The sequence below is a fragment of the Shewanella sp. ANA-3 genome, assembly GCF_000203935.1.
Classification (GTDB): Bacteria; Pseudomonadota; Gammaproteobacteria; order Enterobacterales; family Shewanellaceae; genus Shewanella.
This window is the reverse complement of the sequence record NC_008577.1, coordinates 3143092-3157700: the sequence shown is the minus strand read 5'-3', so window position 1 is coordinate 3157700 and position 14609 is coordinate 3143092. Positions and strand designations below refer to the sequence as shown.

Here is a 14609-nt window from a genome sequence, read left to right as displayed (position 1 = left end):
TCACCATGGCACTGGTTTCGCCCGCCCGGCGGGGTATGTTAGTGCTTATTCGATAGGGCTAATGTTTCATTAACTTATCAATAGGACTTATCAAGATGCTAAGCATGGTCTCATTCAAACAAACTATGAAACAACAAGCGAATGAGGCACTGCGACAACAAGGAGTGAGCAATGCAAGATGAATCAAGCAAGCAGTGGAAAGCCGCGACCCAAGCTATTCATGCCGGGCATGAGCGAGAAGCTTTTGGTACTTTGGTGACGCCACTTTATCAAACGGCGACTTTTGTTTTTGAGTCGGCGCAGCAAGGCGGCGAGCGATTTGCCGGCAACGAACCCGGTTATATTTATACTCGCCTAGGTAACCCGACCGTTGCCGAGCTGGAACGTAAAATGGCGATTTTAGAAGGCGCTGAAGCGGCGGCAGCAACGGCCTCTGGCATGGGTGCTGTGTCGGCGGCGCTGCTGGCTAACTTGCAGATGGGCGATCATTTAGTGGCTTCCAATGCGGTTTATGGTTGCACCTTTGCCCTTATGACTAGCCAATTTGCCCGCTTCGGTATCGAAGTCACCTTAGTCGATTTTACCGATTTAGCGGCCATTGAACGGGCTATCAAACCCAACACTCGGGTGATTTTTTGCGAAACTCCGGTTAATCCTCATTTACAGGTGTTTGATCTCAAAGGTATCGCCGATATTGCGAAACGGCATCAACTTGTCAGCATTGTCGATAATACTTTTATGACACCGTTACTGCAGCAACCCTTAGCATTCGGTATCGATTTAGTGGTACACAGTGCGACTAAGTATTTGAATGGGCACGGCGATGTAATTGCTGGCGTCGTGTGTGGCAGTGAAGAGCAGCTGCACAGAGTGAAATATGAGATTCTAAAGGATATCGGTGCTGTGATGTCTCCCCACGATGCGTGGCTGATTTTGCGAGGGCTAAAAACCTTAGATGTGCGTTTGCAGCGCCATTGTGACAGTGCGCAGCGTGTCGCCGAGTTTTTGGAGCAACATCCCGCAGTGACTCGGGTGTATTATCCCGGGCTTAAATCCCATTCAGGGCATCGATTTATCGGTGGACAGATGGCGAAAGCTGGTGGCGTGATTGCCTTTGAGTTAGCCGCCTCTCTTGAGCAAGCGATGGCTTTTGTGGGTTACCTTAAGCTGTTTTCAATCGCTGTAAGTTTGGGGGATGCGGAATCCCTTATTCAGCACCCAGCTTCCATGACCCACTCACCCTACACGCCAGAGGCACGCCAGGCAGCGGGAATAAGCGATAATTTACTGCGCATCTCAATCGGTTTAGAGGATTGCGGCGATATCATCGAGGATTTAAACCAAGCTTTGGCGATGCTGGCGTAATGGTTTGTGGTACTTCGCGAAAGGATGCCTTAACGGCGTCCTTTTGGCTTTCTAGAAAGGATTAACCCGCAAGGGAACAGGCTATTTTAGTCATCGATAATATTTATACTTAGGCGTTTGGAAATTCATAAAAGCTTCGTCTATGTTTGATTGAAGGCCACGGAAGTAGGACGAAAGGCCGAATTTCAAGGAGAGAGGAAGCATTATGAAAATAACACATCGTTTACCCGCGATGGTGAGTGCCATTGCATTTTCCTGCCTATTCGCTTTACCTGCGATGGCGGCGGATCCAGCAAAAGATGTTAGCAAAGTGCAAGCGCAAGCTCAGACAGAGGTTAAAAAGGCAACTACCGATGCTAAGCAAGCCATGCCTGATTCGGCTCAGGTGAATATTAATACCGCTTCATCGGAACAGTTGCAGCTGCTTAAGGGCATTGGGGCGGCTAAGGCGCAGGCCATCATCGATTATCGAACGCAAAATGGTAAATTTAAGGCCATTGATGAGCTAGCGAATGTCTCTGGCATTGGCGCTAAGCTGATTGAGCAAAATCGTCATATGATAAAGCTCTAGGGATAAGATGCGTTCAGTCTCTTGCTGCTGAAGCCCTTATAATAAAAGCCTGCAATAGCAGGCTTTTATTATTTTTACTTGGTTGGTTTGCCTATAGATTGTCCAGTTAAACCGGATATTTGCCAAACGGACGGATTAGCACTTGATCCCATAGGAGCCATGGGGGATAATCCGCGTCGTTCAGTGATCATCCACCAAGTGATACACTCGAAGTTATGGTGACCCTAGGGTCCCCCCGCAATGATAACTTGTGAACTCGGCCAGGCCCGGAAGGGAGCAACCGCAGCAAGCGACTCGTGTGCCGGGGTGTCGGCTCTAGGGGAACCTCCAAATCTCCTCATAAATCAATCTCTTATATCAGCAGTTCAGTGAAATTTCATCCGAGTGGTACACTTGGTGGTACATTTCATGGGAAGTCATCTCGATAAATCTCCAGCTTATTTGTTCAAGTCACGACATGGCATTTGGTACGCAAGAATAGTTATTCCCGAAGCAATGCAGTCCACTCTTGGTAAGCGCGAACTTAGAAAGTCTTTAGAGACTAGAGAGCGCTTTGAAGCCGTGAGAAAGTCTTGGCAAGTTCTAATGCAGTTAAAAAGCATTATTGAGGGACACGTTCAGAATGATTCTGAATTTTCTCAAGTAGTTGCAATTACAAGCGCAGTTCACCAAGTTGCACCGATGGCGGCAGCAATCACCTCAAGTCCAATTCAAAGCCCAAAACCTAAACTTCCCAAATTGAGCCAAGTATCTGAAGAGTTCTGTCAGGAAAAGCTTAAGCAAGGTGCTTGGTCAGCGGGTAGTGAGAAAGTTAACCGTCAATCATTTAAAGACTTAATAAACCTCATTGGTGATTTGCATCTGGATGAGTTCACATTGCCCAAAGCTTTGGAGTATAAGCGGCATTTCTCTTCAAAGTCTGAGTTGTCAGTTGCTACGGTAAACAAGCGACTAACCAGAGTGTCAGCACTCATGCAATGGGCTTCAATTCATTACGGTACAAATAATCCGATGACAGGATTGAGCATAAAGGTCTCTGAAAGGGTGAAAGCTTCAAAGGCTAGGGATGCTCTGAGTGATAACCAAATCAAGCAGTTATTTAGAGAAATTCCTCCTGTTACCGAAATCAATTTACCTTATAGAGCTTGGCTGCCTAGATTGGCTGCATACACAGGGGCGAGGATAGGGGAGCTGGCTCAGCTCTACTTGGATGACCTTCAAGTGGTTGATAATCATCCTTGCATACTCATCAGGGCAACCCACAAAGACCAATCTATAAAGACTGCTTCAAGTGAGCGCGTTATCCCAATTCACCCTGAGTTAATAGCTATGGGCTTCCTGAAGTTTGTTGAAAAACAGCAGGAAAAGGGGGGTGAGCGCCTGTTCCCAGAGCTGAGGAAATTGCCAGCTAGAGGCTATTCACATCAAGTCTCAAAGTGGTTTAGTACCTTCAAGGCCAAGTTGGGCTGGGGTGAAAGGGAGACTTTGCACGGTATTAGGCATGCGGTAGCTACCCAGCTAAAGCATAAGGAGTTTAGCTCGGACATGGTTGCAGGATTGCTTGGACATTCTCATGGCTCAATCACCTTCGACAGGTACGGTAAGGATTATAAGATTGAAAATATGCTTAAACTTATTAACGCCTTGGGTTGGTGCCAGAAATGACATGCGCAACTAATGGGAATTAATAATAAATGTGAGCCTTTATCAGGATACTTACAAATCCATCCTTATCTTCAAATTTGAACTCGAAAGCATTCCTTAAATGCTCGTGCATATCGATGTCGTTTAAATTGTTGTGCTCTGAGTAAAGCCGAACCAAAGGGAGTGATGATGCAGTGTTGTAAATATAGTAACTACCTAAAGAGGACTCAGTGTAAACAAGGTGAACTTTAATGCTTGATAGTGCTGATTGGGTTTGCGATTTCGCCCAAGCGTGCCAATCACTGTTACTCACTATGAGTAAATCATCATCTTTAAGCTCAGAGACTTGAAGATTTTTGAGTGGCCGCCCCTCTGTGGTTAAATGCTTTTTAGCAATAGAGTTATGCACAGCCTTTATAATTTCTCTGTTAAAGAAAATCGTCGCAACCCCAGTGTTGTCTAAAAAGGTTTTTCGCGGATATTGGAGCAACCCTACATTGATAGGGTTTTGCTTCTCAGGTACAAGAGTAACCTTGCTTAGCAAGGGGAAAATCTCCACATAATCCTCTGGAATTGTCGTTGCTTCATTAATGTATTTTCGCTTTAGCTCTTCACTTAGTGGTTGGTTTTTAATTAGGTTTAAAAGCTCTTCATTAAGACGTTTGGTGATTTCATCAATCATTCTTATCACCCCTGTATGAAAGCTTTTGGTCTCGTGACTGATATTAAAGTGATTGCAAAGGGTTGTAGAATACTCGGGTGACTTCGAAAAATATCTGACTAGCGTCATATTTGAGAGAGTGTCATTGATTTGCATTATAGTTCTCCCGATAACGCTGAATGAGGATGCTAGGTTGCCCACACCTTCTAATAGGCATTTTTCCGGGTTTTTAATTCTCCAGCAGTATAGATTGTACATAAGCAGGAGTGGCACGGCTTTTTGGTAAGATGAGCGCAACTCTCTCGAGCGTCGCATTGAAATGCTATGAGCCTCGCCTAATTCATGTATCACTGAGCTTAGTGAACTAGGTAAGATGTTAACGCCAAGTAATTGCACGTTGGAACTTGCCGAGGAAAAAATCTCATGACTATCTAGGATGTGTACCCATAAATTTTGCGCGGCAAGCACCCTTATTGCGTATTGAGCAGTGCTTTTTGCGGCATTAGCGGCAATATCTTTAATTAGCTCCTGCATCATGTCTCTTGCATAAATTTTAGCATTTTCTTCAATCTTGCCTATCTGTTCAGTGGATTTAGCGCCTGCCATGGCATCAATCGTATGCTTGCTTAAAAGCTCTTCAAACTGCTCAGATATTTTTTCTGGAGAAGACGATAGATGCTCATTATACCCAGCTTTTAATCCCACTATTTCCTTGAAGTGCTTACCATTATAGTCGCCAAAAAGTGCTGGGAGCTTATGCAGGTCTTCGCAAAAATAGCTATCAAAGCCAATAAGGTTTCTGTATCGGTCAATAATTTCAGGGATGAGTTCTGGCTTCATTTTTACGGAGAAGTCAATTAGATTCCGAACAATTCCGTCAATGAATTTAATTGTTTGCGGGCTCTGAATGTCCCATGTTCTTAAACTAATTAGAAAGTCAGCTTTCATTAACCAGTATTGGTCGGAGCCAAGTTCTTTTATGCACTCTTCATAAAACTCCTCGCTGTATCCATGAAAAATACTAGATTCTTTTAATTTTCTATCAAAAAACATTATCAGATGTTTTGCATAGCACCTTTGTAAGGTTATGTATAAGCCTCTGTCATTGCTGTTTCTTGCAGATGTTAATACCACAGCTAGGCCGCTAATTAACATTTTCGCGGTATCGGCATCAATTGCTCCCGCTTCATCGCTATAAGACTTATTAACTAATGAGAATAACCGTTGCTGAATTGAGTCGGTCGTTGATATTTTTGCGTTTTCAATGTTGTAACATGCAATCTGAATTAGCAGCTCAACCTCCTTCGAGTGATGCTCATTCTTTATCGGGGGCTTGGAAATCATGCTAATTAAATGGTTGGTCACCAATTTGTCGGAGCGAGTCGCTTTGAATACTGTCTTTATGAATTGATATTCCTTATGTAGCAAAAAAAGAACAACAAAGGAAAATAAGTATTCAAAGAGCAAGACCAAGCTCGCCGTAAAATAATGTGGATTCGCTAGCGCAACAAATAGTGAGAACAATATTAGTGACGCTAGTGTAACAATGAGTTCTCGGAACAAAAGGTGAACCTTAAACCCCATTATGTTTTCGATGACTTTCATGTAATGCGAGGAGCCATAGCGGTCTCTGATGCGATTCAAAACATCTAGGGCTATAGGCATTGTAAATGCTGAGAATGCTGTGAGGATGGCCATCAAATGTGTTGTAATACTGAGTCTTTCCATATCTCTGACCGCTCTAATTTCTTATGGCTAAATATTTTTCTGTCTTGAGGTGCTTGTTGGTACTTGCAGTAGCTAATCATTAATCTGTTTTCTAATGATTTAAAATGATTCACCTTCAAAAATAGGAAGTCAATGTATTTAGTACTTTAGCTGTAATAACTTACGAATGTTTAGAAATATCAAAATCCTTGAAATGGCTCAATAGTCCACCTGCTGTGCTGAATCTGGCTTGGTGAAAAGAAGCGCTGTTTGACTAGCTAGCGGGAAACTATTAATGTCCTAAATACGCTTGGTAATCGCAATGCTATAATTTCAAAGGGAAATGATGAAAACGTCAAATCACGCTAGCAAATACGTGGAGTGGAAGGCTGAGTATAACTGGGATACTTGCAAAACAAATAGGAAAGAGTATGGGCAATTTATCGCTCACTTCCTTACAACCGACTTTCCGCACCTGATTTAGGAATAAATTTGCCGATACCGTTCGCCTAACACGTCGAGAATGATCTGCTGGTCCACTGTGAGTCCTGTGACTTGAGGTGGCGCCTCTCCCAACTGGTACTCGTGCACCCCGCCAAAGCGTAAAAAAATCCACCGCGCAGTCGGTTTTTGCGTGGGTTTCTTTTTCATGTCCGCCACACTCCGGTTCTGCTCTACTAAGCCCTGCCGGATCCGGTGCTCCAGCGCCGCATAAATCATCAGGCTACAGGTCATCACCATCAGCAACGCTTCGATACGTTCCGGTTTTTTAAGATATAACGAGGAGGTTAAAAATTCGGGACTTTTCAGAAACCTAAAACCACGCTCGACATTCTGCTGGGCTTTATAGGTAGCCAACAGCTCAGCCATGGTGAGCGTTTCACTGTGATCATTGGTCGCGAGGATGAACACCCCTGTCTGGTTGCGCGCCTCAGCCACCCGCGCCAAGCTACTTGCGGCTAACCCCTTGATGTGAAATTGGTAGTTCACCGGCATTTCACCCTTTTGGGGCCTTCCGCGCCCTGCATAGATAGGTTCACTCACGACTTCTGCTTCTAGTTGCAGCAGATTTAAGCTGACAGCAAAACGGGCTAATTCAGCCTGCGCATCGGTCTCGCAGGCAAAACGCTGGGCACATAATTTGTTGAAGGCTTTCAGTTCACGCGTGCTGTCTTTCAGTAGGTTTTTGGCTAATGTTTGCTGCTCACGGTGGCTGGCCTGTTCGCTGCGCACCAGCAACCAACGCTGCGCGACGTCGGCATAATTGGCGCTTTGCCAACAGCCATGATAGCCATTGCCCAGCGCAACCAGCGACTGGGTGCCAATGGTTGCCACGGCTCGCTTGGCTTCATTGAGGGTGACAGGCACACGAGTCACGAACAACTGTTGCTGTTGTGCCAGTAGTTGCAAGGTGTCGGCGCAATACAGCGCCGCATCGCCGACCAGATAACGACTCTCCTGCGCGGCCTTGAGACTGCTCAAGTGGCGCCGTACCGTCTGGGCAAAGGCCTTGGTATCATTAATATTACCACTCAAGGCTTGCATGTAGATGGGCAGGCCGGCCTGATTTTCACAGATAAGCTCCAGGATAACCTGGTTTAGCTCTGGCCGATGGTCGCGGCTATAGCCCCGTACCAATTGCAACTTACCGAGCTGCTCGCCATCGGCTTGGTCATAGGCGCCATCGACGTGGAAGCTGGTGATATCGAGGTGTACTGCAGTACTTTTGAGCCCCAATCGTTCAACGACCTGCTCCGCCATCACCTGATAAAGCGTGCTGACATCGGCCTCAAAGAGGGCATCAAGGCAGCGGCCGAGCACATCATCATTGAGGTCATCGGCACAGATCCCCGGGCCAATCAGGCGTTCTACAGGCTTGTTGGCAAAGAATTGCGGGAACATGTGCAAGGTCGAACTATGAAAGCCAAGACCGTTCAGTATCATCGCCACCAACGCTTCACCATGTGAGACTTTGTAGGGCGGCGTTTTGGGTAGCACCGCATCAATCATGCGAGCAATGCCGAGTTCTTGGCAAAGTGCAGCGACCAAACCAAGGTGGTCGAGGTTACGGATAGAGATAGCGGGAGCGGCCATGATGAATTACCTGCAAAAGAGAGTAATAGATCAGAATGACCGATCGCCGTCAAGTTTTTTAAATCGAAAATTAGGTGCGGAATGACGGTTACAACTGGAAGCAGGGTGATTAACCTAGATGGTGTATACGGTTCGGGTAAAACCGAGTTTATTCGACGCCTATACATTGAGCTTGCAACAAGGGGGCATCCTGTTGTCTACATTGATGTGTGGGAAAGTGACTTCTCAACAAACCCCCTTGCAGTTATCTGTAGTGAATTACTTCAGCAGATTGAATATGTTTTTAAAGAAAAAACCCAAAATGGCAAGATAGTGGAGCGACGCAAAGCAACAGAGGTATTTGATAAATTAAAATCCAAATTGGGTATTTGTTTGCAATATGCGGCTGCTGGTTTGCAGCTTTACGGAGATACTTCCAGTGCTTCAGAATTGGCTACAGTTGGTGGAATAGTTGCGGGCACACCCGAACTATCAGCCAAGCCAAAGCCAAGGGAACTTGTTGAAATAATACAAAAGAACCACATAGAGGCTGTTCAGGCTATTAAAGAGATAAAAGGGCATATAACATTTTTATCTCATCTAATTAAATCTATCTACGAATTAAACATTCCAATTGTTATTTTTATTGATGAGCTGGATAGGTGTAGGCCTAGTTATGCGATAGAGGTTCTGGAAGTAATAAAGCATTTCTTTGAAACGGAAGGGTGTACATTCCTAGTGGCCACTAACACAGAGGTTTTGGAGCATTCAATTAAAGCTGTATACGGCTCCGAGTTTAATGCGAAATTCTATTTGCGTAGATTCTTTGATAGGAAGGTAAAGTTGCCGCAGGTGTCTGTATTGGATTATCTAATCGCAAGGCAACTGGATTTCGATAAATACAAAAGTGATTACATTCATTTATTTCCATTCACTAAAAATTACAAGAAAAACATCAGTGTATTTGCTGCGCTTTTTGAAAGTAACCGCATTGAGCTGAGAGGTGTGGAGCAAATTCTTAATAGGTTCTTTGCGAGCTTGGAATACGTGGCAAGTACAAGAATGTCTTCAGATGTAGCGATAAATACGATAGTCCTAATGGTCGGCCTTATTGAGCAGCACCTTGAGATGTCAGAGTTGGTGAGGCGACAGAATTCAAGTGATTTGAGCTTTTCGCTAAATCTGGATAACAACACCAACCTCCCCTTGGCTCAAATGGTTGATGTGATGTTTAAGTGCGTTATGCAAAAGAGCGCAAAAAAAGAATACTTAGGTCACAATCAATTCAGGGAGTACTCAACCTTTCAGCCGATGTTGGGCATAAAGTCGATTGATTTTAGGACTATTGATATTTTTAATGGGCAGGATGATGCCGAAATGTTCCGAAGTCTTCTGAGTAAATCTAACGAAGGTAGTGACTGCAATTACTGGATGTGGGAAGACCACAAGAAAATTATTGAGCTATCAGGGCACATCCAATAAGTATTGCTCAGCAAGTTCATTTTTTAGGTTTCAAGCCTAAGTGTGCTTGTGTGAGCATTTACATTAATAGTTCAATATTCAATACATGGGTCTTTAGGCTGCTCAAGCCCTCCCGAATACATCCATAGCAATTTTAAAATCCCTAGAGACATGTCAATAACTATCCCTATAAACCTTACACTGTTAATATTTTAAAAACCAAAGTTATTGACGCCAATAAATCACGCTGCCAATATCTATGTAGTTTTTAACACTCTCATAAGGTGATTTAAATGGCTCTAATTGGCTATGCTAGGGTATCAACTCAAGACCAGTCTCTGGATGCACAAATTGACGCGCTTACCAATGCGGGTTGCGTGAAGATTTATCACGGTAAGCAATCAGGTAAGTCGGATGATAATTGGAAGAAGTTAGATGAGCTTATAGATTACTCTAGGGAAGGGGATGTTGTGGTTGTAACCGCCTTTGACCGACTAGGCCGAAGTCTTAATCAGGTGTTGTCTAAAGTGGATGCTTTAAGTAAGAAAGGGGTTCATATAAAGACTTTAGACGGGCAAATAGACACAAGTAATGGCTCGCCTATGGCTAAGGCATTTACACAGCTTCTAGGGGTGTTTGCGGAGCTTGAGCACTCGATAATTACAGATAGATTGCAGTCTGGAAGGGTGCGAACTGGAAGGCTTGGAGGAAGAACTCCCAAGTTAAGTCCTGAGCAACGAAATCAAGTGAGAACACGCTTAAAGAATGGTGAAAGCAAGCTCAAGCTATCTAAAGAGTTCTTGGTAAGTAGAGCTACCATTCTGAATATTGAGAATGAATAGTGTGTTTAGACTGTGTTTAAAGGGATTTTCAGATAGGGTTAAAGCTGGCTTATCACATGGTGTTATGTGGTTTGCTGCATCAGGTCTTTTAATGCTTTCCTAATGACTTAGAAAGGAATTAAACAAGCCTCAAACAGTAATCGATATAATCACCTTAAATTAACTGGTGTGTTTAGACATTGTTTAAAGGGATTTTCAGATAGGGTTAAATCTGGCTTATCACATTGTGGCTATGTGGGTTGTCTGTTTTAGTTATTTAAAATATGTTTTTAATGACCTTTAAAGGGCTTGAATAAGTCAAAAACAGTAATCGATACAATCACCTTAAATTAACTGGTGTGTTTAGACATTGTTTAAAGGGATTTTCAGATAGGGTTAAAGCTGGCTTATCACATTGTGGCTATGTGGGTTGTCTGCTTTAGTCATTTAAAATATGTTTCTAATGACCTTTAAAGGGCTTGAATAAGTCAAAAACAGTAATCGATATAATCACCTTAGATTAGCTAGTGTGTTTAGACGTTGTTTAGAGGTGTTTTCAACTAGGGTCAAAGCTGGGTTGTCACATTTTGTTATACGACTTTCCTGTATCAGGTCTCCTTCATAATGTATTACTCATATTAAGTTTTTTATGTGAATTAATGATGTACTTTAACCTATATTAATGTAGGCTAGGGTACATTGTTAATTGTGGATGGCATCTTAAGGGTGATTGTATGCTTTTTTATGTAGATGGTGTTTGTGGGTCTGGTAAGACTGTTACGGCTATTCAGAAAATTGCTGCTAGAGTTAAGACTGGTGAAACAATTATTTATGCAACTTCGACTAAGGCCTTGTTAAAGCAGACTATGTCAGGTTTGGAGGAGTTGGGTGTAGAGGTTGACCTGATTATTTCGGACTCTGATTCTGGTTCTGACTCATACTCGTTTCAAGATTCTGTTGAGAAAAGATTGTTAGCTGGAATTTGTGCTTTAGAAGATAATCCAAGGGTGATTTTATGTATAACCAGTTCATTGATAAAAGTTGCCAGTAAAATAACTAATGGTCTTAAATTTCCCTTATTTATTGATGAGGGTTTTGGTGTTGTAGATTCAGGTGAATACAATTCAAAAACTCAGTCTGAGATTCAAGGGGTTATGTATTTTTTAGGATTGAGTGAAAGCAAGCCTGAAGGGTATTCACATCATAGTCAATATGAGCTTCCTGATAAATTAAAAAAGTTAAAATTATATTCAGAAAACCGTTGTTTGTACGAGATTGAGACCAATGTTGGTCAAGCTAAATTTGAATGGGTTGCATATTTAAAGCTGCCTGATTTTCTAGAGTGTTTTTCTGAAGTCACAATGCTTGCAGCGTGCTTTGAAGATACAGTGGATTATTATGCGGCAAAAGCCTTTGGTGTGAAGCTAGTGGCCTTAGATTGGGGATTGGATAAAGAGCACTATTCTAATGGTAAAGTAACTTTGTGTTGGGTGCTAAACAATAATGAATGGAGGACTAACTTTGTTAGAAAGTTAAAGAGTGACCAAATAGAACGCATCGTTGAGGAATATTCTTCCATGGACACTGGTCTCTTTATTTCGGTAAAGAGAATAGGTCAGGATTTAAATCTTGAATTCGATTTCATTGATGATGATGGACACGTTATCCCTAAGCCTGAGAGTGATTCTTTGACAGTGTGCTCTCATGGCTTTAACTCTTTTCTAGATTACAATCGTTTTATTAGCCTTCACTGTCAAATGCCTTTTCCTTTTTTAAATAAGTTTTTGAAAACAAAATTTAAAATGACTGATGAACAAATAAGAAAAGCATTTTATCATTATCTTTGTTATCAGTCAGCAATGAGGATATCGCTTAGAACAAGCTCTAAGAAAGCGCCTATTGATGTTGATACGTCATTCTGTTTCGGTGATAAATCTACAGCTATGTATTTCGAAAGTAAACTCTCGAAGTCAGTAAGGGTTGAACATCATCAGTTAGATATTGGGAAGCGTATTGATAAAAAACAGCCACGTTCAGATAAGGTAAGTGCTAATAGAAAGGAGCAGAATAACAGAATGGCTGATAGGAAAAAGTTGATTGCATTAGGTTTTGAGGAGAAGGGTGAGTTGGCTGACAAGCTGTTAATATTGCGTGATTGGCGTAGGGCTCATGTAGGCAATAGATTAACGGATAAGATTATTAAAGATTTGGTTGGAGCTTCAGTGAAGTAGTAAGTTGGTGGTGGCAAAGTGTTTTATCCAAAGGTGCTTTTATTTTTTAATGGCACCTTGATTAGTTCATTTTATAATAATTCCTTCTATTAAGTGGTTGTAACTAGACTATCTCAGGCTTTATCAATGCTTTACTGGTTGATTTTGGAGCGAGTCTAAGTCCTACTCTTAATTCATTTCAAACTGCTCTAGAAATCGCTCCTATGAGCTTTAAATGGCATCTTTGTATAGGTTCTGCATCACTTCTCTTCAATGCCACCAGCAAGCTATAAATTTGTAAAATCGCTAATTTTCCCCTTAGTAAATCTTGAAGTAACTATTACATGGTTAATCACAGTTATAATATATATTAAAGGGGTAATTATTTGATTTTATATAGTTAAATATTGTTTTTGAGATGATTTAGAACAAATTGGTGAATCTGATGCTGTCTAAGTTTTAGGCAGCGAACTATGCCAAAGATGTGGAGTTTATTGATTAACTGGGCAGGTTGATTGAGTTAAGCGTCAGTGATTGTTAATGAATAAATGCGTGATACAATTGCTCATACATCTTAAACAACCACTGCTCGTTTTTTTTCTGAGTCTGATGGTAAGCGTTATTGATTAAGTCGCTGATACTACTGCTGGCCATGCTTTTAGGGAGCAACCGCAGCAAGCGACTCGTGTGCCGGGGTGTCGGCTCTAGGGGAACCTCCAAATCTCCTCATCATGTTTTAATATTCTTTATCTTCAATCCGAATTCATTATTTCTAACAACTTAAACTCATGTATTTAGCCAATTCTGCTGAATTCACTCGTATAAGCTTGTGACAAATCGATATAGTTATACCAAATACTGCGCGACTTAGCTGTCGGCTTCTTCCTGCTGCATTCTTTTTTGTAGATTCTGTTTAAGAAAGGCGCGAGATTTTTCTAATGCGGCTTGGATTTCTCGTTTCATTTCTTGTAACTCGTTGTAATCCTCAAAGAAATAGGTATCTACTAGGTGGCGAATATAGCGTACTGGCAGTTGATTAAGAGTAACACAGCAGAGATCGGCTAAATAATCCTCCGGCAATTCATCCATCAGGCCTTCATCGGATAACATTTCCATTAAGAGAACTTCGTAATAGTTACGGATTTCGAGTTGCATCGCTGTGCTCCATGATGATTTTTATTGAGTTTGCTACCACAAATGGTTGGCTGCAATAAAAAGTTGGCTATGTCTTTGGCTTAATTGTAGTTCGTCTCGGCTGTAGCCGCCGCCAATTACCGCTGCAACAGGAATATTTGCTGCTTTTGCCATAGATAACACGGTTAAATCACGTTGATACAATCCCTGCTTGCTGATCATTAGGTGCCCTAAGTCGTCATCTTGGTGGATATCGACGCCAGCGTCATACAGGATGAGATCCGGTTGATGGAGGCGAATCAGCAGCTCGAGAGTCTGCTCGACGGTTTCCTGATAGGCACTATCATCCGAACCCTTAGTCAATTCAATATCATAGTGTGACTGCTGTTTGCGGCTCGGGAAATTCTCTTTGCCGTGGATGGAGCAACTGATAATGCCTTGATGCCTGTGGCTAAGGGTGGCGGTGCCATCGCCTTGGTGCACATCACAATCAAAAATCAGCACTTTATGTAGCTGTTGCTCGGCCATCAGTTTGCGAGCGGCAATAATTAAATCATTGAAAATACAGTAACCACTGCCAAAGTCATAATGAGCATGGTGATAACCGCCAGTTAAGTGAAGGGCGATACCCGCTTGTAGCGCCAAGCTTGCGGTCAAACTCGTCCCCGATACCGAGTGCAAGGTGCGCTCAACCAAGGCTTCACTCCATGGAAAGCCGATGCGTCTTAAGGCCGCACAGGCTAATCTGCCTTGGATAAATTGTTCGACATAATCTTGCTGATGCACCTGCATTACATCTTCAGCCGTCATGGGTGAGGGAGTATGAAATTGAGCCGGTACAGCCAGTTGATTATCGAGCAGATATTGGTAAAGACGCGCGTATTTGGTCGTGGGAAAGCGGTGGTGGGAGGGTAACGCCAGCTTGGAATAGCTGGCGTGATGAACCAATGGGATCATCTTGA

The 14609-nt window shown here is 42.7% G+C and carries 10 protein-coding genes and 1 other RNA gene; 7 read left to right on the top strand and 4 right to left on the bottom strand.

What is annotated here, in order from left to right; translation table 11 throughout:
• Positions 1-171 precede the first annotated feature (171 nt).
• From megL to SHEWANA3_RS13910, 4 genes are all read left to right on the top strand, one after another.
• Positions 172-1365, top strand: a complete 1194-nt coding sequence (megL, locus tag SHEWANA3_RS13920) for a methionine gamma-lyase (protein ID WP_011717535.1) — start codon at positions 172-174, stop codon at positions 1363-1365.
• Between the two features lie 205 nt (positions 1366-1570).
• The gene (locus SHEWANA3_RS13915) at positions 1571-1936 is read left to right on the top strand and encodes a ComEA family DNA-binding protein (RefSeq protein WP_011717534.1); all 366 of its coding nucleotides are present in this window, start codon (positions 1571-1573) and stop codon (positions 1934-1936) included.
• Positions 1937-2160: 224 nt separating this feature from the next.
• Positions 2161-2258, top strand: an RNA gene (gene ffs / locus SHEWANA3_RS23040) — signal recognition particle sRNA small type.
• Positions 2259-2344: 86 nt separating this feature from the next.
• Positions 2345-3601 (top strand): site-specific integrase, encoded by a 1257-nt coding sequence (locus SHEWANA3_RS13910; protein WP_041412674.1) that lies wholly within the window; start codon positions 2345-2347, stop codon positions 3599-3601.
• A gap of 19 nt (positions 3602-3620) precedes the next feature.
• On the opposite strand, the gene SHEWANA3_RS13905 is transcribed toward SHEWANA3_RS13910, so the two are convergent.
• Together SHEWANA3_RS13905 and SHEWANA3_RS13900 are read right to left on the bottom strand one after the other, a co-directional pair.
• Positions 3621-5969 carry a hypothetical protein gene (locus tag SHEWANA3_RS13905; RefSeq protein WP_011717532.1) on the bottom strand — a complete coding sequence of 783 codons (2349 nt, stop codon included), beginning with the start codon at positions 5967-5969 and terminating at the stop codon, positions 3621-3623.
• 459 nt (positions 5970-6428) lie between these two features.
• Positions 6429-8042 carry an IS1634-like element ISShes12 family transposase gene (locus SHEWANA3_RS13900; RefSeq protein WP_011715680.1) on the bottom strand — a complete coding sequence of 538 codons (1614 nt, stop codon included), beginning with the start codon at positions 8040-8042 and terminating at the stop codon, positions 6429-6431.
• An 81-nt stretch (positions 8043-8123) separates the two neighbouring features.
• Between SHEWANA3_RS13900 and SHEWANA3_RS13895 the strand changes: the two genes are divergently transcribed.
• The 3 genes from SHEWANA3_RS13895 (at position 8124) to SHEWANA3_RS13885 (ending at position 12534) form a co-directional block, all read left to right on the top strand.
• Positions 8124-9503, top strand: a complete 1380-nt coding sequence (locus tag SHEWANA3_RS13895; protein ID WP_011717531.1) for a P-loop NTPase fold protein — start codon at positions 8124-8126, stop codon at positions 9501-9503.
• Between the two features lie 272 nt (positions 9504-9775).
• Positions 9776-10324 (top strand): recombinase family protein, encoded by a 549-nt coding sequence (locus SHEWANA3_RS13890; protein ID WP_011717530.1) that lies wholly within the window; start codon positions 9776-9778, stop codon positions 10322-10324.
• 713 nt (positions 10325-11037) lie between these two features.
• Positions 11038-12534 carry a hypothetical protein gene (locus tag SHEWANA3_RS13885; protein WP_011717529.1) on the top strand — a complete coding sequence of 499 codons (1497 nt, stop codon included), beginning with the start codon at positions 11038-11040 and terminating at the stop codon, positions 12532-12534.
• An 846-nt stretch (positions 12535-13380) separates the two neighbouring features.
• Here the strand turns inward: SHEWANA3_RS13885 and SHEWANA3_RS13880 are convergent.
• Together SHEWANA3_RS13880 and SHEWANA3_RS13875 are read right to left on the bottom strand one after the other, a co-directional pair.
• Entirely contained in the window at positions 13381-13668 is a 288-nt protein-coding gene (locus SHEWANA3_RS13880) for a late competence development ComFB family protein (protein ID WP_011717528.1), read from the bottom strand.
• Between the two features lie 33 nt (positions 13669-13701).
• Positions 13702-14604 carry a histone deacetylase gene (locus SHEWANA3_RS13875; protein WP_011717527.1) on the bottom strand — a complete coding sequence of 301 codons (903 nt, stop codon included), beginning with the start codon at positions 14602-14604 and terminating at the stop codon, positions 13702-13704.
• Positions 14605-14609: the final 5 nt, after the last annotated feature.